At 58.4% G+C, this 19,663-nt stretch carries 18 protein-coding genes; 16 read left to right on the plus strand and 2 right to left on the minus strand.

Going from position 1 to position 19,663, the window contains the following annotated elements:
• Positions 1-77: 77 nt before the first annotated feature.
• The 6 genes from C1J05_RS07010 to C1J05_RS07035 all read left to right on the plus strand — a co-directional run bounded on the left by C1J05_RS07010 (position 78) and on the right by C1J05_RS07035 (position 7,315).
• Positions 78-1,187, plus strand: a complete 1,110-nt coding sequence (locus tag C1J05_RS07010; RefSeq protein ID WP_114869619.1) for an extracellular solute-binding protein — start codon at positions 78-80, stop codon at positions 1,185-1,187.
• A 73-nt stretch (positions 1,188-1,260) separates the two neighbouring features.
• On the plus strand, positions 1,261-2,109 hold the full coding sequence (locus C1J05_RS07015) for an ABC transporter permease (RefSeq protein ID WP_114869620.1): 849 nt from the start codon (positions 1,261-1,263) through the stop codon (positions 2,107-2,109).
• A complete protein-coding gene (locus C1J05_RS07020; RefSeq protein ID WP_114869621.1) occupies positions 2,106-2,903 on the plus strand; it encodes an ABC transporter permease in 798 nt (265 codons plus the stop codon). The genes C1J05_RS07015 and C1J05_RS07020 overlap by 4 nt, the downstream gene beginning before the upstream one ends.
• 13 nt (positions 2,904-2,916) lie before the next feature.
• Positions 2,917-4,077: an acyl-CoA dehydrogenase family protein gene (locus C1J05_RS07025; RefSeq protein ID WP_114869622.1), complete on the plus strand. Its 1,161-nt coding sequence runs from the start codon at positions 2,917-2,919 to the stop codon at positions 4,075-4,077.
• Positions 4,074-6,173: an acetate--CoA ligase family protein gene (locus C1J05_RS07030; protein ID WP_114869623.1), complete on the plus strand. Its 2,100-nt coding sequence runs from the start codon at positions 4,074-4,076 to the stop codon at positions 6,171-6,173. Before C1J05_RS07025 ends, C1J05_RS07030 begins: the two co-directional genes overlap by 4 nt.
• Positions 6,170-7,315, plus strand: a complete 1,146-nt coding sequence (locus C1J05_RS07035; RefSeq protein WP_114869624.1) for a serine hydrolase domain-containing protein — start codon at positions 6,170-6,172, stop codon at positions 7,313-7,315. Before C1J05_RS07030 ends, C1J05_RS07035 begins: the two co-directional genes overlap by 4 nt.
• 136 nt (positions 7,316-7,451) lie before the next feature.
• Here the strand turns inward: C1J05_RS07035 and C1J05_RS07040 are convergent, their stop codons facing one another.
• The gene (locus tag C1J05_RS07040) at positions 7,452-8,282 is read right to left on the minus strand and encodes a LysR family transcriptional regulator (RefSeq protein WP_162797951.1); all 831 of its coding nucleotides are present in this window, start codon (positions 8,280-8,282) and stop codon (positions 7,452-7,454) included.
• A gap of 140 nt (positions 8,283-8,422) precedes the next feature.
• On the opposite strand from C1J05_RS07040, the gene C1J05_RS07045 reads away from it, so the two are divergent.
• From C1J05_RS07045 to C1J05_RS07080, 8 genes are all read left to right on the plus strand, one after another.
• Complete coding sequence (locus tag C1J05_RS07045; RefSeq protein ID WP_254684785.1) at positions 8,423-9,016, plus strand: HD domain-containing protein; 594 nt, start codon at positions 8,423-8,425, stop codon at positions 9,014-9,016.
• Positions 9,017-9,037: 21 nt separating this feature from the next.
• A complete protein-coding gene (locus tag C1J05_RS07050; protein ID WP_114869626.1) occupies positions 9,038-10,054 on the plus strand; it encodes a sterol desaturase family protein in 1,017 nt (338 codons plus the stop codon).
• Between the two features lie 163 nt (positions 10,055-10,217).
• Positions 10,218-11,231: a dipeptidase gene (locus C1J05_RS07055; RefSeq protein WP_254684730.1), complete on the plus strand. Its 1,014-nt coding sequence runs from the start codon at positions 10,218-10,220 to the stop codon at positions 11,229-11,231.
• 47 nt (positions 11,232-11,278) lie between these two features.
• On the plus strand, positions 11,279-12,874 hold the full coding sequence (locus C1J05_RS07060) for an ABC transporter substrate-binding protein (RefSeq protein ID WP_114869628.1): 1,596 nt from the start codon (positions 11,279-11,281) through the stop codon (positions 12,872-12,874).
• Positions 12,875-13,933, plus strand: coding sequence for an ABC transporter permease (locus C1J05_RS07065; RefSeq protein ID WP_114869629.1), 1,059 nt, complete (start codon positions 12,875-12,877; stop codon positions 13,931-13,933).
• Positions 13,933-14,847 carry an ABC transporter permease gene (locus tag C1J05_RS07070; RefSeq protein ID WP_114869630.1) on the plus strand — a complete coding sequence of 305 codons (915 nt, stop codon included), beginning with the start codon at positions 13,933-13,935 and terminating at the stop codon, positions 14,845-14,847. Before C1J05_RS07065 ends, C1J05_RS07070 begins: the two co-directional genes overlap by 1 nt.
• On the plus strand, positions 14,844-15,698 hold the full coding sequence (locus tag C1J05_RS07075; protein ID WP_114869631.1) for an ABC transporter ATP-binding protein: 855 nt from the start codon (positions 14,844-14,846) through the stop codon (positions 15,696-15,698). Before C1J05_RS07070 ends, C1J05_RS07075 begins: the two co-directional genes overlap by 4 nt.
• 3 nt (positions 15,699-15,701) lie before the next feature.
• A complete protein-coding gene (locus C1J05_RS07080; RefSeq protein WP_114869632.1) occupies positions 15,702-16,445 on the plus strand; it encodes an ABC transporter ATP-binding protein in 744 nt (247 codons plus the stop codon).
• Between the two features lie 150 nt (positions 16,446-16,595).
• On the opposite strand, the gene C1J05_RS07085 is transcribed toward C1J05_RS07080, so the two are convergent.
• Positions 16,596-17,444 (minus strand): LysR family transcriptional regulator, encoded by an 849-nt coding sequence (locus tag C1J05_RS07085; protein WP_205389161.1) that lies wholly within the window; start codon positions 17,442-17,444, stop codon positions 16,596-16,598.
• 129 nt (positions 17,445-17,573) lie between these two features.
• Here C1J05_RS07085 and C1J05_RS07090 point away from each other — a divergent pair, with 129 nt between their 5' ends.
• The gene (locus tag C1J05_RS07090) at positions 17,574-17,798 is read left to right on the plus strand and encodes a hypothetical protein (protein ID WP_114869634.1); all 225 of its coding nucleotides are present in this window, start codon (positions 17,574-17,576) and stop codon (positions 17,796-17,798) included.
• Between the two features lie 475 nt (positions 17,799-18,273).
• Positions 18,274-19,623, plus strand: a complete 1,350-nt coding sequence (locus tag C1J05_RS07095) for a hypothetical protein (RefSeq protein ID WP_205389163.1) — start codon at positions 18,274-18,276, stop codon at positions 19,621-19,623.
• Positions 19,624-19,663: the final 40 nt, after the last annotated feature.

The raw sequence follows: 19,663 nt of genomic DNA on the forward strand, positions 1-19,663 counted from the left end.
AATCAGAACGCCAGCCAATGGCGTCATTTTTGCCAACGTCCGGCACCAAGCCGGGCACAACAACAAGGAGAGATATAATGCAAGACAAGCAGTTCATGCGTGAAACGCTGCAAGACGGGGCCAAGGCCTTCAAAGCCGGAAAAATGGACCGGCGCGCGTTTCTGACCCTGTGCGCGATGACAGGATTTGCGTCGGCCACGGTTCTGGCGGGCAAGGCCGAAGCGGCGGCGGACGAAATTGTAATGTGGAACTGGGGCGGCCAATCCGAAGAATGCCACGGCAACGCCATCGGGAAACCGTTCGAGGCCGCAACCGGTATGCCGTTGCGCTTTGACACGTCCGGTCCGCTTCAAGGCAAGATCCGCGAAATGGTCGACAGCGGCAATGTCACCGCCGATGTGTGCGATGCGGACCTGTTTGATTCCATCGCGTTGGGGCCATCGGGACATCTCGAACCGATCGATTACAGCGTCGTCAGCAAGGAAAAGACACTGCCGCAATACGCGTTGGAATATGGCGTTTCGATCATCCTTTACGGCTATGCGTTCGTCTATGATACCGAAGCCTACGGCGACACGCCCCCCAACAGCTGGGCGGATTTCTTTGACACTGCCAAATTTCCCGGCAAACGCTCGCTTTACAAGTGGGCCAACGGTTCGCTTGAGGCGGCATTGATGGCCGACGGTGTGGCCAAGGATGCGCTTTATCCGCTGGATATGGATCGTGCGCTGGCCAAGATCAAATCGATCAAGGATGACAGCCTGTACTGGGGCTCAGGCTCCGAAGCGCACTCGATGTGTGTGAATGGCGAGGTCAGCATGGGCATGATCTGGCAGAACCGCGGCAAGAACATCGAAGCGGACACAGACGGGCGCTATAAACTGGTGATGAACGAGGCGCTGGCGATGCCGGGCGCTTATATCGTGCCCAAGGGCAACCCGGCCGGGCGCGAAGCGATCATGAAATTCATCGCCGTCGCGCAAGAGCCAGAGGCGCAGTTGCAGCTTCTGGATTGTCTGGGCATGACGCCGTCCAACCCTGCCGCGTTCGCACAAATTCCGGACGGGCAGCAGGCTTATGCCATCACGTCGGCGCAAAACATCGACGGTGTCGCGTTTAACGATCCGGTCTGGTGGGGCGAAAATTCGGGCGAGGCGGTCAACGCCTTCCTTGACGCCATCAGCTGAACCCTGCGCGATCCGGCGGATTATGACCCGCCGGATCGCGTGACCCAAACCCATGTGATCGGGCCGAACCAAGATGAACGCGCTGCAAAAACACATAAGTCCGGGATGGCTGCTGGTCGCGCCGTTCCTGTTGCTTGTTGTGGCACTTTATCTTGGCCCGATCGCGAATATCCTGTGGCTTAGCGTGACAGACCCCGAACCGGGTCTGGGCAATTATGCCAAGCTGTACGAAAGCGATGCCTTGCCGCGCATCATCTGGACCACCTTGCGGATTTGCATTGTCACAACGGTATTTTCCGTCCTTCTGGGGTATTCCATTGCCTACGCCATGGTGCACTGCCACCAGAAGCAAAAGAATTACATGCTGACCCTGCTGTTGGTGTCCTTCTGGATTTCGATCCTTGTGCGCACCTTTTCCTGGCTGATGCTGCTGGGGCGCAACGGGCTGGTCAACAACACGCTGGAAGGCATCGGGATCATTTCCGAACCGATCGCCTTCATGCGCAACGAGCTGGGCGTGCTGATCGGGATGGTGCATTACATGGTGCCCTATGCGGTGCTGCCGTTGCTGGTGAACATGCAATCGCTGGATACGCGGGTCATGGATGCCTCGCGCAATCTGGGGGCGACGGGTGCGCAAACCTTCTGGCGGGTCTATCTGCCGCTGACCACACCGGGTCTTGTCGCCTCTACGCTGCTGGTCTTTATCCTGAGCCTTGGGTTTTACGTGACACCTGCGGTTCTGGGCGGCGGCAAGGTGCTGATGATCGCCGAATACATCTCGGTCCAGCTTCTGGTGACGCTGCAATGGGGCACGGCAGCGATGCTGGCAGCGCTGATGCTGTTCGGCGTGCTGTCGATGCTCTACATCATGTCCAAATTCATGAAGCTCAGCACCGTGTTCGGGGGCAGCGCGTCATGAAAACGGGAATTTTGTCACGGTTCAACAGGGTTGGCGCATGGGTTTTGCTGCTGTTTCTGGTCACGCCCGCCTTGATCGCGATCCCGGTGTCACTGACACCAAAACGGTTCCTGTCAATGCCGGGCGGCGAACTGTCGCTGCGCCATTTTGAAAAACTGTTCACCAGCCCCGAATGGATGTCGAGCTTTTTTCAAAGTGCGGTGATCGGGTTGGCGACGTCTTTTCTGGCCACGGTTCTGGGCACGCTGTGCGCCATCGGATTGTGGCGCGTGTCATCGAAATACAGCGAGGTCGTGCGCGCCTTTCTGTTGCTGCCGCTGATCATTCCGCAAATCATTTCCGCCATGGCGTTTTACCGGCTGTGGATACCGATGGGCCTGCTGGACAGCTACGCCGGCCTGATCATCGCCCATACCATTCTGGCCGCGCCGATGGTGCTGATCACGGTCAGCGCGTCGCTTGCGAACTTCGATCCGAAACTGGAACAGGCGTCCAAAAATCTGGGCGCGTCGAATTGGACAACCATGCGCCGCGTGATCCTGCCCTCAGTGCGCCCCGGCGTGTATGCAGGCGCCTTGTTCGCCTTTATCCTCAGTTGGGATGAAATCGTGGTGACGTTGTTCATTTCCAAATTCAACGTCTACACGCTGCCACGCCGGATGTGGAACGGCATCCGCGAAAACACCGACCCGACAGTGGCCGCGGCCGCCGTCGTCCTGATTGCCATAACGCTGATTGCCTTTACCGCATCGGCCATCATGTCGCGGCGCAAAGCCGCGCAATCCAACCCCTGAAGAGGAGCGAGACATGAACAGCATCACCTCGCACGAAAACGAACTTTTGCTCAACACGGTGCGCAGTTTTCTGGAAACCGAGATATATCCGCACGAAGACATGGTCGATCGCGCGGGCGAAGTGCCCGAAGACCTGGGCCGCCAGATCGAAACCCGCGCCAAAGAGGTCGGGCTTTATGCATCCAACCTGCCGGAGTCAGTCGGTGGGGGCGGGTTGAACTATTCCGCGATGGCACTGGTCGAACGCGAATACGGCAAGACGACACATGCCCTGCACAGCTGGATCGGCCGCCCGACCGAACTGCTTTTAGCGTGTCAGGGGGATCAGATCGCGCGCTATCTGGATCCGTGTGTAACGGGCGAGAAACGCGAATTGTTTGCACTGACAGAACCCGAGGCCGGATCGGATGTGATGGGCATGAAAACCAATGCGCGCCGCGATGGTGACGATTGGATACTGAACGGATCAAAGCATTTTATTTCCGGCCCGTGCATGCCCGATTTCGCCATCGTGTTCGCCGCAACGGGTGTCGATGAAACAAAACGCGGCCCGCGCAAACGGGTTACGGCATTTCTGGTCGATGTCGGCACGCCGGGGTTTGATTGCCGCGAAGGCAACAAATGCGTCAGCTATCGTGGCTACAAGACCTTCCAGCTCAGCTTTGACAATGTGCGCCTTGGACCGGGGCAGGTTCTGGGCGAAGAAGGCCGCGGGCTGGAGTTGTCAGGCAAATGGCTGGGTATGGGCCGCATCTGGGTCGGGGCGACCTGTTGTGGCAAGGCCGAACGCCTGATGGAAATGGCCACCGACTGGGCGGCCAACCGCAAACAGTTCGGCAAACCCATCGGCACGTTTCAGGCCACTGGTTTTCGCCTTGCCGATATGGCCATCGGATTGCGCACCGCGGATCTTTTGGTGGCGGACGCGGTGCGCCGTGCGGATGCCGGAATGATGGAAGATGCCGATGCGGCCATGGTCAAGGTTTACTGTTCGGAAATGCTGAACAAGGTTGCCGATGACACGGTGCAGATTTACGGTGGCATGGGCCTGATGGAAGAATTGCCGATCCAGCGTTTGTGGCGGGATTCGCGGCTGGAACGGATCTGGGACGGCACCAGTGAAATCCAGCGCCATATCATCACCCGTTCGATACTAAGGCCGCTTGGTGCATGACGCCCGCGCAGCGCCGGAACTTTGACAGGTTACTGAACCCGCGCCACATTGCCTTTGTCGGCGGGCGTGATGCGATCACGGCCATCAACGAGGCACGCCGCCGTGGATTTGCAGGCCAGATGTGGGCCGTGAACCCGACGCGGCCCGATCTGGCCGATGTGCCCTGTTTTGCCAGCCTTGATGATCTGCCCGATGCACCGGATGCCGTCTATCTGGCCATCCCCGCTCAGGCGGCGGTTCTGGCGGTGGCGCAACTGGCCGCGATGGGGGCAGGGGGTGTCGTATGCTATACCGCCGGTTTCAAGGAGGCGGGGCACTCCGGGGCCAAGGCCGAAGCTGCGCTGAAACGTGCAAATGGCGACATGGCCCTGATCGGCCCGAACTGTTACGGCGTAATCAATTATCTGGGCAATGCGGCGCTATGGTCTTTCGAACATGGCGGCGCGTCGCCGGGATACGGCGCGGCCATCATCACCCAGTCGGGTATGTTTTCCTCTGACATCACAATGAGCCAGCGATCGTTGCCGATGGCCTATATGATTTCTGCGGGCAACCAGACCGTTCTGGGCCAAGAGGATTTTCTGGATGTCCTGTGCGAAGATCCCCGCGTACGCGCCATTGGTCTGCACATCGAAGGCTTGCGCGATGTGGCCCGTTTTGAACGCGCCGCACTCAAGGCATTGGAACACAACACACCGGTCGTGGCGCTGAAAACCGGCAGTTCCGCAATTGGCGGAGCGCTGACGGTCAGCCACACCGGATCGCTGTCGGGCGCCAACGATCTTTATCAGGCGATGTTTGAACGCACCGGCTTGATTTCCGTCACGAACCCTGCGCAAATGCTGGAAACATTGAAGTATCTTTGTGTCGTCGGCGCGCCGAAGGGACGCAACATTGCAGGCTTTACCTGTTCGGGTGGCGGCGCCACGATGCTGGCGGATCACGGCGAAACGATCGGCCTGACCTATCCCGACTTTAACGGCGATAGCGCGCAGCGTCTGGGGGCGCTGTTGCCTGATATAGCCACCGTGTCCAACCCGCTGGATTACACAACACCGATCTGGGGCCAGCCCGAACATACCTATCCGGTGTTTGCGGCCGCGATGCAGGGGCTGGTGGCCGATGCGGCCGTTCTGGTGCAGGATTATCCCGCTGCCGGTCTGGATGCGTCCAAGATCTACTACCAGAATGATGCCGCAGCCTTTGCGCGTGCGGCAGCGGAAAGCGGTGTGCCCGCCGCGATCTGCGCGACCCTGCCGGAAAATCTGGATCAGGACACGCGCGATGCCCTGATCGCACAGGGCGTTGCCCCGATGCAGGGCCTGCACGAAACGCTGAATGCAATGTTGGATGCGGCGGGCTGGGCGCAGGCACGTGCGCGCATCCTGACACACCCGCCTCAGCCATTGGCGCCGCCACAGTTAACGGGCCTGGTGAAAATGGTGAACGAGGCAGAAGGCAAGGCATGGCTGCAAAAGGCGCGCGTGCCGGTGCCGCGCGGAAAATGTGTGCCGGCATCGGGGCTTTTGGCCGCCGCTGCTGAACTCGGCTATCCGGTTGCGCTAAAGATGATGGGTCCGAAACTTGCCCACAAAACCGAGGCGGGCGCGGTTGCGCTGGGGCTGTCATCGTCTGACGAATTGTCCGCTGCCATCTGCCGGATGAAGCAGGACGTGGCCGCATTTGATGCGGATGCCGTGAACGACAGTTTTCTGGTGGAACAGATGTCACCGCCGCCGCTGGCCGAATTGATCGTGTCCCTGCGCCGCGATGCGCAGTTCGGCTGGGCGCTGACACTGGGCAGCGGCGGTATACTGGTCGAACTGGTGGGCGATGCCGGAACGCTGTTGTTGCCAAGTTCGCCCGCCGACATTCAGACCGCGCTGGCCAGGTTGAAAGTGGGCCATTTGCTGGGTGGGTTTCGTGGCCGGCCAAGGGCCGAACTGGCGGCAATCGCTGACGCCCTGCACCAGCTTTGCAGCTATGTTCTGGCTGGTGATGATCCCATAGCCGAAGTCGAAATCAATCCGATGTTTGTCTATCCCGACAGCATCATGGCCGTTGATGTTCTGCTACACCTCGAGGACCGGACATGAACCGTTTGCGAACACACCCCAACCCGGATCTGAGTGTTGGGGCAGACAACAAGCAAAGATGGAACCAACCCGCGCATCGTCGCCACGGTTTTCACAATGCCCACAGCCTGTTTCGCCGCGCGTTGATGGTACGCGCGCGCAATGTGCTGGCACTTGATCCGGTGCCGCCGCGGGGTATCAGCACGCCGGCGCTGGACAAGTTGATGGACCATGTGGCGTTTTCCGCCTTTGTATGCGCACGGGACAACAAAATTCTGCTGGACCACTCCGCGCCCGATTTCGATACACGCCACCCCCATTCCATCCAGTCCGTCACCAAGATGCACATTCATCTGATCGTGGGGCGGTTGTTGGAAAAGGGGCTGCTGGATCTTTACAAACCGGTGCGACACTATTTGCCCGATATCGGATCAGGCTATGCAATGGCGCGGGTTCAGGATCTTCTGGATATGAACGTCGCGAATGATTTTTCCGAAGATTACGACGATCCGCAATCCGATTGTTATGCCGAAGAGGCGGCGCTTGGCTGGCGTCTGCCCGAATCCGGCACGCCTGAGATCACGCTGCGCGATTTCACCCATGCCATAACGGGATCCGATCTGAAAAACCGCACGGGCCATGCGGATTACAAATCGGCCAATACCGATGTCCTGACCCTGATCTGCGCCGCCGTGTCACCAGTGCCTCTTGCCGCGCAGATCGAAGCCATCGCAGATGCCGCCGGGTACGAGGATACGTTTCACATCAGCCTGTCGCGGGACGGTTTTCCGGCATTTTCCGGCGGCGGTTGTGTCTCTGCGCGCGATCTGGCGCGCTTTGGGCTATTGTTTGCCCGCGGCGGGCGCGACATCCGCGGCCGCACCTTTGCCAATGACGCGTTCCTGCGCACGTCGCTGCAACGCGCGGCACCGGCGCTGAACCCGCCGCGCGACTGGTTGCGCTATTCCAATCATCTGATGACAGACGGGCGGTTTCTGGGCCACGCAGGATATGGCGGCCAGTTTCTGATGGTTGATACGGTGTCGCGCACGGCCTGCGCGTATCTAAGCGTTCTGGAAAACGATGCCGGCTATGACGAGGATTACATGCTATCTGTCATTCTGGCCCTGCGCGAAGTGTGCGAGGCTGTAGGGCAACAATAGCGATGGGTTTAACCCTTGATGATCACGGCAGAAAACCGGGCTTTGTATGGTAACCCGATGCCCCAACCCTATTCACGGTGCCCCAGCAGAAAATTGCGGACCTCCAGCGTGGCGGGCGCGCAATTATCGCGATGGGTCAGATAATAACCAAGCCCCGTCCGTTTGAGAGCCGGCCCAAGGCGGATAATCTCGCCTTTTTCAACCCATGCATCATCCAGCCCCGCAACACCGATGGCCACACCTTCGCCCGCGCGCACCATATCCAGAAGGGTGGGAAAATTGCGCACTTCGGGCTTGGGGATTGCGGGCAGGGGGGGCCGTGATGGCGGAACCAGGATTTCCATGTCATCCATCCCACATTGTATTGATCGCCGTGTTCCAGCAACCATTCCCCGCGCAGAGTGAATGGCAGGTTATCGGCGTCAATCTCGGGATGCGCGGCCAGAAAATCCGGTGACGCGATCACATGGGTTTCCTCTTCGAACAGCAGGTCGGAATGCACACCGGCCCATTGCCCGGTGCCAAAGCGGATCGACAGATCAACCCCCTGCCGATCAAAGGCATCATAGTTTTCGGATGTCACAAAATTGATGACCGCGCCGCCCGCCGCCATGCGCAACCCGGAAATCCGCGGGATCACCCACAGATGCGCCATGCCAAAGGACGCGCCGATCACCACTTCGGATCGTGGCGCGGCGCGAATTGCGCCCAGCCCGATCTCAAGCCGGTCAAGGACCGAAATCGCCAGATCGGCGGCCTCCTGTCCGTCCTTGGTCAGCGAAACCGCATTGCCGTGGCGGTGAAACAGCGCGACGCCCAGCCAACCTTCCAGATTGGCGATGTGGCGCGTAACGGCGGGTTGCGCCACAGTCAGTTCCTGCCCGGCGCGGGTAAAGCTGCCATTGCGGGCGACCGCGTCAAACGCGATCAGGGCATTCAGGGAAGGCAGGCGACGACGGCTGGCCATATCTGCGGCTCCATAACAAAAAGGCATGATGCCTTGCCTGTTTTTGGGCCTATCAGACGCGAATGGAAAGGCCTATTGTGTCGGCAAGCAATCGTTCAGCGAAAAAGGGCGCCCGCGTGCAAACTGTAAAATTCACCCAGATGAAAGAAGGCGACAAGGCGGATTACGATCTGCTGAACGCGCATGAAACCGAATATGCAAGCCATACGGCCACCCGCCTGTTGGACGCATTGGAAAGCCTTGATACATCGCTTTCGGGCTATCAGATCACGCGGCTGGGCCATTCATTACAATCCGCGACCCGCGCATGGCGCGACGGCGCCGATACCGACTGGCTGGTTTCGGCATTGCTGCACGATATCGGCGACATCTATGCACCGTACAACCATGATGAATATGCGGCTGCGATCCTGCGGCCCTTCGTGCGTGAACAATGCGCATGGGTGGTGGAAAAACATGGTGATTTCCAGATGCTTTATTACGCGACCCATGTCGGGGCTGATCCGAACAAACGTGACGCCTACAAGGGCCATGCCTATTTTGACGATTGCGCCACGTTTTGCGAGCGTTGGGATCAAACCAGTTTTGACCCGGATTATGATACGCTGCCACTGTCGTTTTTCGCGCCGATGGTGCATCAGGTTTTCGCCCGCAAGGCCTATGACCCGGGCGTTATTCAGGCCGGGGTGCGCGTCGCACTTCAAAACCCCGAGATTGCATCACAGCGCGCCTAGCGCCAACCCCGAGATCCGATCATGACCGATGAAACGCCCCAGACCGGCGCGCCCCGCGCCGTGCGAAAGATATGGAATTACACACCGGCCCTGCCGCTCAGGCTTGCGCCCTACTGGGACTGGCCTTTGGCACCTCTTGCCTCGCTCAAATATCTGGCGCGCAGTTGGAATCCGGTGGCGCAGCGCTGTCTGTTTCTGGTCTGCGCGGTTATCACCTGGCTGTATTTCACTCCGGAACTTGAACGCGCGCAGACATGGCAGTTTGACTGGGTGTTCGAAATCTGGCTGCGCAATCTGGTGATCCTGCTGGTGGTCGCGGGCGGATTGCATCTGCTGTTGCTGCGGTTTCGTGCGCAGGGCGATGAATATCGCTATGACATGCGCCCGATGGCGAGGGGCGCCAAGGTGTTCTATTTCAAGAACCAGGTCTGGGATAACATGTTCTGGACGCTGGGGCCGGCGCTGGCCTTCTGGACCTTTTGGGAAAGCCTGATGTACTGGGCCTATGCCAACGGCTGGGCCACGCTGATCACATTTACGGATAATCCGGTCTGGTTCGTGGGCCTGATTGTGCTGATCCCGTTATGGGCAGGGTTTCATTTCTACTGGCTGCACCGGCTGCTTCATGTCGGCCCGCTCTATACACGCGTGCACGCGTGGCATCACAAGAACGTCAATACCGGCCCGTGGTCGGGTCTGGCGATGCATCCGGTTGAAAGCTTTTTCCTGATGTTTGACACGATGATCTTTTTCATCGTCGCCTCGCATCCGGTGCACGTGATTTTCCTGCTGTTTCACCATGGCATCGGCGCGCCCACATCCCATGCCGGATTTGAAAACCTGAAGATCGGGGAATCTGGCCGTTTCCAGTTGGGCGATTTTTATCACCAGCTGCACCACAAGTTTTTCGATTGCAACTATGGCACATGGGAAACGCCGTGGGATGCGTGGTTCAATACATTTCACGATGGCACGCCGCAAGGCGACGCGCTGGTCAAGGAGCGGCGGCGGAAAATCTGGGCAGGCAAAGGCGATTGATACCCTTGTTTACAAAGGCCGGGCAAGGAATTTCCCAACAAAAATAAAAACCTCTGGTCAATCGAACCTATTGCGATAACCTGTCCGGACGATCACCGGGGGAGTCGCTTGCACAGTGCGGGATTTTCGATCACCGGCCGTATTTGATGGCCACAATGATGTATTGCTTAAACTGTTTCGCGCGGGCGGACGGTCTGCTGTTGCGGGTTTTCTGACCGGGCGTGACGGCGCGATTGATGCGGTTTCGGCGCAAAAGGGCGGCTTTGGCGGCGGGTTCTTTGCCGTCTACGTACCATCCGACATGGATCAGGACGTCAAGGTCGACGAGATGACCAAACCGGCTTACGATCTGCCATTGCCGGACCCGATCCCCCAGCAGGATGCCTTGCCCGTCGTCATGGAGCAGGCGGCAATCCTGTTCGAGATGGAACGACAGGGTGCTTTGAAAATCTGCCGGACCGCATCCGACCTACGCACTTGTCTGGCCGATGGCATCATGGCGGCAATCTTTCACATCGAAGGGGCCGAGGCGATCGATCCCGATATGCACGTTTTGCATGTGCTCTATCAGGCGGGTCTGCGCTCGGTCGGTCCGGTCTGGAGCCGCGATACGACTTTCGGATATGGTGTGCCGTTCCGCTATCCCAGCACGCCGGATATCGGTGACGGGCTAACCGATCATGGCAAGCGGCTGGTCAAAACCTGCAACGAATTGCGCATCATGCTGGATCTGTCGCACCTGAACGAAGCGGGGTTCTGGGATGTGGCGCGACAATCGGATGCGCCGTTGGTGGCGACCCATTCGAACGCCCATGCGATCTGCCCGCACAGCCGCAACCTGACCGACAGGCAGTTGCACGCCATCCGCGAAAGCGATGGTATGGTAGGGCTGAATTTTGCCGTGGCGTTTCTGCGCGCGGATGGCCGCATGCTGGCCGATGTGCCGTTGGAACAGATGTTGCGCCATCTGGATCATCTGATGACGGAACTGGGCGAGGATCGTGTCGGCCTGGGGTCGGATTATGACGGGGCGGTGGTGCCGGATGATGTCACAACCTGCGCGACCTTGCCCAAACTGAAACAGGCGATGGCACAGCATGGGTATGGCGATGAACTGATCGCGAAGCTGTGCCATGAAAACTGGCTGCGCGTTCTGGAAAAGACATGGGGGTCATAACCCCGCGCATTCGATACAAGTGAAACCAAAACAGGAGAGGACAGAAGATGACGATAATGAACAAATGGCTATCCAGCGCCGCATTGGGCCTTGCGCTTAGCGTGACGTCGATGGCGGCCTATGCGGAAACGCCTGCCAACATGCTGGTCATTGCCAACCGGATTGACGATATCACCACACTGGACCCGGCGGAATCCTTTGAATTTGCCGGTTCTGATGTCAGCCGCAACGTCTATGGCAAGCTGGTCAACTTTGATCCGCTTGATCTGGCTGCGGGCTATCAGCCCGATCTGGCCGAAAGCTGGGAAGTCAGCGAAGACGGGATGACAATCACCTTTACCATGCGCGAAGGCGTCAGCTTTCACTCGGGCAATCCGGTGCGTGCCGAAGATGCCGAATTTTCGCTGCGCCGTGCGGTGCTGCTGAACAAGACACCGGCGTTCATCCTGACGCAGTTCGGTTTTACCCCCGAAAACATCGAAGACACCATCAGGGCGGATGGCAACAAGCTGATGATCACAACCGACAAACGGTATGCGACATCGTTTGTGCTGAACTGCCTGACCGCCACCATCGGCGGGATCGTCGACAAAGAACTGGTCATGGCCAACGAAGTTGACGGCGATATGGGCAACACATGGCTGAAAACCAATTCGGCCGGGTCAGGTGCCTACAAACTGGACAGCTGGAAGCCGAACGAAAGCGTCACACTGTCCTCGAACCCTGATTTCTACAGTGGCGCACCGGCCATGGAACGCGTCATCGTGCGCCACGTTCTGGAAAGCGCGAGTCAGCGCCTGCTGCTGGAACGCGGCGACATCGACATCGCGCGTAACCTCAACCCCGAAGATATCGCAGGGGCCACTGAGGCGGACGGCGTGAAGATCGTGGACGAACTGAAGGGCCGATTGATGTATGCCTCGCTTAATCAGGCGCATCCGGTTCTGTCCAAGCCCGAAGTGCGCCAGGCATTCAAGTATCTGGTTGATTACGAAGGCATGCGCGACAGTTTTCTGAAGGGTCAGTACACGATCCACCAGAACTTCTTGCCGCAGACCTATCTGGGCTCGACCGATGAAAATCCGTTTACCCTTGATGTGGCCAAGGCACAGGAACTGCTGACGGCAGCAGGTGTTGACAGGCTTGAAATCGAAGTGGGCGTGCGCGAGGCGCAGGAACGCATCGAAATCGCGCAATCCTTGCAGAACACGCTGGCGCAGGTCGGCATCACGATGAACATCACGGTGGGGACGGCCAAACAGATACTGGGCCGCTATCGTTCCCGCGAACTTGATGTCTATCTGGGCGCGTGGGGGCCGGATTATCCCGATCCGCAAACGAATGCGGGCACATTTGCCTACAACCCCGACAATTCGATGGAAGCACAGGCCACAGGTTTGCTGGCATGGCGCAATTCATGGGACACCGGCGGTCTGACGGCCAAGGTGGACGCTGCCGTGGTTGAAAACGATCGCGATGCACGGGTGCAGATGTACAAGGATATTCAGGCCGAATTCCGCGAAACATCGCCCTTCGTGATCATGTTCCAGCAAATCGAACAGTCCGCCATGCGCGACAATGTCACGAACTTTTCGACCGGACAGGCCATTACATCAGCATCCTACTGGCAAGTTACCAAGTAAATGGCATTGACTGAAAACCAGCAAAAGGCGCGCGAAAGCGCGCCTTTTGTGCCGGCGATCAAGACTGCCGCGCTGACATTGGGATCAATCGCGGTCACGATGCTGGGCCTGTTGTTCGTCACCTTCGTGATCGGTCGCGTCATGCCGATTGATCCGGTGCTGGCCATTGTCGGGGAACGCGCGTCGCAATCGACCTATGATGCGGTTTATACCCAACTGGGGCTGGATAAGCCGTTAATCGTGCAGTTTCTTTATTACATCTGGGATGTGATGCACGGCGATTTCGGCATCTCCCTGCTGAACGCGCGCCCCGTGTCCGAAGACATCGCCCGCGTCTTTCCCGCCACGCTGGAACTGGCCACGCTGGGCGTGATCTTCGGCATCGTGTTGGGAGTGCCTTTGGGCGTGGTTGCAGCCGTCAAGAAGGGATCGTGGATTGACCAGATCGCGCGTGTTGTCGCGCTGGTGGGCTATTCGATGCCGATCTTCTGGCTGGGCCTGATGGGGCTTTTGATCTTTTACGGTATTCTGGGCTGGGTTGGCGGGCCGGGGCGTGTAGGCATTTTCTATGTGGATGTTGTGCCATCCGTCACCGGTATGATCCTGATTGACAGCCTGCTGGACGGCAACTGGGACGTGTTCAAGAACGCGTTCAGCCATATCATTCTGCCCGCATCGCTGCTGGGCTATTATTCGCTGGCCTATATCAGCCGTATGACGCGTTCTTTCATGCTTGAACAACTCAGCGCGGAATATGTGACCACTGCGCGGGTCAAGGGCATGTCGGAATGGAATGTGGTCTGGAAACATGCGTTCCGCAACATCCGCGTGCAATTGATCACCGTTATTGCGCTAAGCTATGCGACCCTGCTGGAAGGGTCGGTTTTGACCGAGATCGTGTTCAGCTGGCCGGGCATCGGCAGCTATATCACCACGGCTCTTTTGTCGGCGGACATGAACGCCGTTCTGGGTGGCACTGTTGTGGTCGGGCTGATCTTTATCCTGCTGAACATCTTTTCCGACCTGCTTTACAAATTCTTTGATCCGAGGGCGAAATAATGGCCGAACCGCAAAGCCTGCGCGCGTGGCTGTTGACAGATACGCCCACATCAAGACAGCACGCGAAACTGTCCGCACTCTATCAGGGCTGGCTGTCGTTTCGCAGCAATACGATGGCAATGGTCGGTCTGATCATTCTGGTGCTGCTGGTGCTGATTGCCTTTGCCGCGCCGATCCTCGCCCCGCATGATCCCTTTGCACAGGATCTGGGCAACCGGCTGGCGCCTTTGGGAACAGAGGGGCATGTTTTCGGCACTGACAGTCTGGGCCGGGATATCCTGTCGCGGCTGATCTATGGTGCGCGGATCACGCTTTACATCGTCGCACTTGTCGCGCTGATCGCGCCGGTTGCGGGGCTGCTGGTGGGCACAGTATCGGGCTATGTCGGCGGCTGGACAGATATGGTTCTGATGCGCATCACCGATATCTTTCTGGCCTTTCCGCGCCTTGTTCTGGCGCTGGCCTTTGTGGCGGCATTGGGCGCGGGGATCGAAAATGCGGTACTGGCCATTTCGCTGACAGCATGGCCGCCCTATGCGCGGATCGCGCGCGCCGAAACGCTGACCATCCGGTCATCGGATTACATCAGCGCGATCCAGTTGCAGGGGGCGGGACCGCTGCGCATCATCACCAAACATATCTGGCCGCTGTGCATTTCATCATTGATCGTGCGGGTGACGCTGGACATGGCGGGGATCATCCTTGCCGCTGCGGGCCTTGGGTTTCTGGGGCTGGGCGCACAGCCGCCCTCGCCGGAATGGGGCGCCATGATCTCGGAAGGGCGCCGGTTCATTCTGGATCACTGGTGGGTTGCCACCGTGCCCGGACTGGCGATCTTTACCGTGTCGCTGGCCTTTAACCTGCTGGGTGACGGGCTGCGCGATGTGCTGGATCCAAAGGCGGGTGAACAATGACCATTCTGGATGTCAAAGACCTGTGGGTACAGTTTCCCACGCGCAACGGCGTGTTCGATGCGGTGCGCGGCGTGTCGTTTTCGCTGGGGCGCGAGCGGCTGGGCATTGTCGGCGAAAGCGGCTCGGGCAAATCCATGACCGGGCGCGCCATCCTGCGCCTGATCCGCCCGCCCGGTATCGTCAAGGCCGCTCATATTGCGCTGGAAGGCACTGATCTGATGGGGCTGAGCGAAAAAGAAATGCGATCCGTGCGCGGCAGCCGCATTTCCATGGTCATGCAGGACCCGAAATTTTCGCTGAATCCGGTGATGACCATCGGCGACCAGATCATGGAGGCGTACCGCCTGCATAATTCGGTCAGCAAATCCGAAGCCTACAAGAAGTCGCTCGAAATGCTGCAAGCGGTTTCGATCCGCGATTCAGAACGCGTGATGCGCGCCTATCCGCATGAGATGTCTGGCGGTATGGGCCAGCGTATCATGATTGCGATGATGCTGATCCCGAACCCTGAAATCCTGATCGCGGATGAACCGACCTCGGCGCTGGATGTGTCGGTGCAGCGGCAGGTGCTGGATATCATGGACAAGCTGGTCAAGGATCGCGGCATGGGCCTGATCTTTATCAGCCACGATCTGAACCTTGTGGCGGATTTCTGTGATCGGGTACTGATCATGTATGCGGGTCGCATCGTTGAGGTGTGCGATGCCGACAAGCTGCATCAGGCAAAGCACCCCTATACCCGTGGCCTGCTGAATTCGCTGCCGCGTCTGAATGCGCCGCGCGAGCGGCTTGAGGTGCTGGAACGCGATCCTGAGTGGGCGCTGGCCGACAGCGTCAGCGGGCAGGTGTAGGCGATGACAATGTTGCACATCAACGGGTTGAATGTCTGGTTCGGATCGGGGCGCGACCGGGTGGATGCGGTGCGTGACGCAGCATTCGATGTGGCCATGGGCGAAAGCTTTGGTCTGGTCGGGGAAAGCGGGTCAGGCAAATCCACGATCCTGCGCGCGATCGCCGGATTGGCCCCGAACTGGTCGGGCAACATCCGGGTGGAGGGTACGGAACTGTCCGGAAAGCGCCCCAAATCCTTTTTCAAAACGGTGCAGATGGTGTTTCAGGATCCCTATGCATCGCTGCATCCGCGCCATTCGGTGGATCAGGTGCTGGGTGAAACCCTGCATCTGCACGGGTTCACCGATATCGACACGCGCGTTGTCAAACTGCTGGATGATGTCGGACTGGGGCAGAAATTCCGGTTTCGCTATCCCCACCAGCTGTCCGGCGGACAGCGGCAGCGTGTGGCCATTGCCCGCGCGCTGGCCCCCGAACCGGAACTGGTGCTGCTGGACGAACCCACCTCGGCACTGGATGTGTCGGTGCAGGCGGAAATCCTGAACCTTCTGGCGGATTTGCGCACAGATCGTGGCCTGACCTATCTGATGGTGTCCCATGATCTGCCGGTGATCGGGCATATGTGCGACAGGCTGGCGGTGATGAAAGACGGCGAGATCGTCGAAACCATGGATGTCGCCCAATTGCGCCAGATGAAGGCCGTGCATCCCTATTCGCAGGAACTGCTGGCGGCCTCTGTGGTTTAGGGGGGTGGCCTGTTGGGTCAAAAGCGCTGTCTGGCGGGAGAGTGGGCGTTGGTGCAATCGGTGGGGAAGGGGCGGTTTGAGCCTTTAGTGAACAAAGCTACAATTTTGCATTATCGTTTGGATCAGATTGGAAGACGGCTGCGACTTCGGTTATTTGAAGGTTGCAGCGTACCGCGGCGCAAAGAACTTGGTGAAAGCTTTGACCTCGGGGCGTCGGTACGCGGCGGGTGCAATCAGCATCATATTTGAACTCGACAACTCTTCAATATTGTCAAAACAGCGGATGAGCGTATGGTCAGCTTCAGCCAACCTCAGGTTAACAAGACCCAAACCATGACCTGCCCGTATAGATGCTCTCATCAATTCCGGTTCACTAAAAGACTTAACGATTTGATCCGGTGACACGTGGCGCAAAAGCCATCTGCGCTCATAATCCGGCACGTCGAAGTGCTCGAAAGTTACAAAGCGGTGGCCTTGAAAATCGTCCACGGACTTTGGCAAGCCGAACTTATCAGCATAGCTTTGCGCTCCAAACAGAGCCCATTTTGCGGTGCTAATTTTCCGGCAGATGAGAGTCTTATCCGGTTCACTTCCGCCAATTCGAAATGCAATGTCGGCCTCGCCTGCAGACAGGTCCAAGACTTTCAAGCTGGGAATGAATTCGAATGCAACGCCAGGATTCAATGTTGTAAATTCGCTGAACATGTCCATCACCCGGTCCGAGAAAATTCCGGGCGCAGTGATGCGGATTGGCCGTAGTTCAGCTAGATCTCGTGTTTTGCTGGCAAAGGTTTCTGCAGCTTCTTCAATGGCCTCGACCAGCGGAATAAGACTGCGCGCTTCTTCCGTTGGCTTGAAACCCCGCGTATCGCGCTCAAACAGCTTGAGTCCAATCTCGTTTTCCAACGCTTCGATGCGCCGTGCGACAGTGGGCTGGGCAACGCCCAGTTTTCGCGATGCCGACAACGTCGAGCCTTCTCTGACAACCGTCAGAAACACTCGAGCATCTGACCAATTTCGAAACTCTTTCTTCATTTTTGTAGAACAGCGCAATATCTAACACGATACCAGACGTGTTGGGCTGCAAATATAGTGGGAGTCGAAATGTAAAGCCAGAAGGACCTTGCCATGACTTCCCTTACTATGACGCGACCCATTGTCTGGAAACGTATTGAAGAAATCTGGAAAGCCTTGAAGCCATCGAGGAATTGCGCGGCTTCAACCGACGATGCGCAGAAGGATTCACGTGCCGAGCGGGATTTCATCCTTGAGATGCTGGATAGGAATCCTGAGGCTTTTCAAAGCGAGTTCGACATTCAAAGCTTGGCGCGTTTGTATCGTTGCAAATTCTAGTCCCCTCAAATGAAGTTAGCCTACCAGAACATTGAGACGGTAGGTCGTTAGGCCCGCAAATCAGTCACTGGTGCTGACTGCGGCGAATGACTGGTGAGAGCCCACAGCCGACATGCCGGTTTCTCGCCGCGCGTTGGTAGCACAAAAATTTCTGCGGGAGCGCAATTTTTCATGCTGCTTGGCAGCGAGGAGAGCAGCCGTTCGAGTGAGGCGCAGCGTAAAGACAGCCGCTATGAACAGTTCGCGGACAATCTCGCTGGTCAACCGGGTCGATTATTCGCCGGCCCCACCGACAACGCCCGTCGAAAAAAATATGTGGCTTGTCCTCATCGGAGGTGCAGCGCGTTTATTCGAGGTACGGCTCGACAGACAGGTCCAGGAAACCATAAGATCGGGAGACACCAGGATTGGGGCTCCAATGGCGAGACAATCGACTGAGACTGACTACCTCGTCATCGGGGCTGGGGCGATGGGCATGGCGTTCACCGATGCGCTTATCGACAACGCCGACGTTCACGTCACCGTCGTTGACCGACGCCATGTCGCCGGAGGACACTGGCAAGACGCCTACCCGTTCGTGCAGTTGCACCAAGCGTCGCTCTTTTACGGAGTCGCATCGACCGAATTGGGGACCGGCACCATACAACGTGAAGGGCCGGAAGCCGGGTTGCACGAACGCGCCCATCAGCCGGAGATCCAAGCTTACTACCACGATATACTACATCGCCGATTCCTCAGCTCCGGCCGCGTCACTTTCCTCGGAGGTTACGAATACCACGAAGAAGAAGGTCATCACGTTACATCAGTGGTTTCGGGCGAGAGTTTTCAGGTGAACGTCAGGCATCGGGTTGTCGATGCAAATTACCTGTCGCCAAACATTCCCGCGACCACGCCGCCGCCGTTCGGTGTCGCTGACGACGTCCGCGTCGTGCCAGTCAATCAACTCGCGCGGCTGGCTGAGGCGCCGAATGATTTCGTCATCGTAGGTTCGGGTAAGACTGCGACCGACGCAATCATCTGGCTGCTGGCAAACGGCGTGCAGCCAGATCGCATTGTGTGGGCCCGTCCCCGCGACCCGTGGATGCTCAATCGTGCGGTGGTCCAGCCGGACCCGGCCGTGGCGCTCAACCTCGCGGCGGCCACCATGGCGTCCGCGATCGAAGCCGGGTCGGTCGACGAAATGTTCCTGCGCCTCGAGGCCGCTGGCGTGATGCTCCGGATCGATCGCGACGTCGTCCCGACCATGGCGAAGACGCCGACCCTCGGACAGTGGGAACTCGATCTGCTACGCACCATCGATCGCGTCGTCCGGCTCGGTCACATCAGGAGCGTCAACCGACGCGAGATTGTGTTCGAGAAGGGCTCTATCCCATTGGCTCCGCGTGCGCTCGTCGTCCACTGCGCGGCCTCCGGACATCGCTATCCACCGCTCGTCCCGATCTGGGGGGCTGACAAGATACGCCTTCAGACCATCCGGGCAGGCTTCCCGTGCTTTTGCGCAGCACTGGCCGGTTACGTGGAGGCCACCCGCGACGACGACCGCGAACGCAACCGGCTGTGTCCGCCGAACACGCTTCCCGACAACCCAACGAACTGGGCAGAAATGCAGATGCGCGGCATCTTGGCGAGCCGCTCGTATGGCGCCCAGCCGGACATTGCTTTATGGGCTAACCAGTGTGCCCTCAACCCGGCGCGTCTCGACCCGTCGCGGGCTGAAGACCTTCCCGTCACGTCAGCTTCCGCTCGTCTTGCCTCTGTATCTGGGCGAGGCCTAGAGCGTATGTCTGCGCTAGCAGGCATGCCGTTTCCCAGCTTTGGGACCTAGACGAGCCAGCGCTTGCGTCCACGTTCCCCTGCCTCAAGAT

Origin of the sequence: Sulfitobacter sp. JL08, from assembly GCF_003352045.1 — a bacterium.
Lineage (GTDB): Bacteria > Pseudomonadota > Alphaproteobacteria > Rhodobacterales > Rhodobacteraceae > JL08.

What these genes read in the sequence shown, in the direction of transcription:
- C1J05_RS07045 (WP_254684785.1), top strand. Translation starts at nt 8,423, where the DNA reads ATGAAAGAAGGCGACAAGGCGGATTACGATCTGCTGAACGCGCATGAA.
- C1J05_RS07020 (WP_114869621.1), top strand. Translation starts at nt 2,106, where the DNA reads ATGAAAACGGGAATTTTGTCACGGTTCAACAGGGTTGGCGCATGGGTT.
- C1J05_RS07015 (WP_114869620.1), top strand. Translation starts at nt 1,261, where the DNA reads ATGAACGCGCTGCAAAAACACATAAGTCCGGGATGGCTGCTGGTCGCG.
- C1J05_RS07010 (WP_114869619.1), top strand. Translation starts at nt 78, where the DNA reads ATGCAAGACAAGCAGTTCATGCGTGAAACGCTGCAAGACGGGGCCAAG.
- C1J05_RS07070 (WP_114869630.1), top strand. Translation starts at nt 13,933, where the DNA reads ATGGCCGAACCGCAAAGCCTGCGCGCGTGGCTGTTGACAGATACGCCC.
- C1J05_RS07065 (WP_114869629.1), top strand. Translation starts at nt 12,875, where the DNA reads ATGGCATTGACTGAAAACCAGCAAAAGGCGCGCGAAAGCGCGCCTTTT.
- C1J05_RS07060 (WP_114869628.1), top strand. Translation starts at nt 11,279, where the DNA reads ATGACGATAATGAACAAATGGCTATCCAGCGCCGCATTGGGCCTTGCG.
- C1J05_RS07095 (WP_205389163.1), top strand. Translation starts at nt 18,274, where the DNA reads ATGGCGTTCACCGATGCGCTTATCGACAACGCCGACGTTCACGTCACC.
- C1J05_RS07050 (WP_114869626.1), top strand. Translation starts at nt 9,038, where the DNA reads ATGACCGATGAAACGCCCCAGACCGGCGCGCCCCGCGCCGTGCGAAAG.
- C1J05_RS07040 (WP_162797951.1), bottom strand. Translation starts at nt 8,282, where the DNA reads ATGGCCAGCCGTCGTCGCCTGCCTTCCCTGAATGCCCTGATCGCGTTT.
- C1J05_RS07075 (WP_114869631.1), top strand. Translation starts at nt 14,844, where the DNA reads ATGACCATTCTGGATGTCAAAGACCTGTGGGTACAGTTTCCCACGCGC.
- C1J05_RS07025 (WP_114869622.1), top strand. Translation starts at nt 2,917, where the DNA reads ATGAACAGCATCACCTCGCACGAAAACGAACTTTTGCTCAACACGGTG.
- C1J05_RS07035 (WP_114869624.1), top strand. Translation starts at nt 6,170, where the DNA reads ATGAACCGTTTGCGAACACACCCCAACCCGGATCTGAGTGTTGGGGCA.
- C1J05_RS07090 (WP_114869634.1), top strand. Translation starts at nt 17,574, where the DNA reads ATGACTTCCCTTACTATGACGCGACCCATTGTCTGGAAACGTATTGAA.
- C1J05_RS07030 (WP_114869623.1), top strand. Translation starts at nt 4,074, where the DNA reads ATGACGCCCGCGCAGCGCCGGAACTTTGACAGGTTACTGAACCCGCGC.
- C1J05_RS07080 (WP_114869632.1), top strand. Translation starts at nt 15,702, where the DNA reads ATGACAATGTTGCACATCAACGGGTTGAATGTCTGGTTCGGATCGGGG.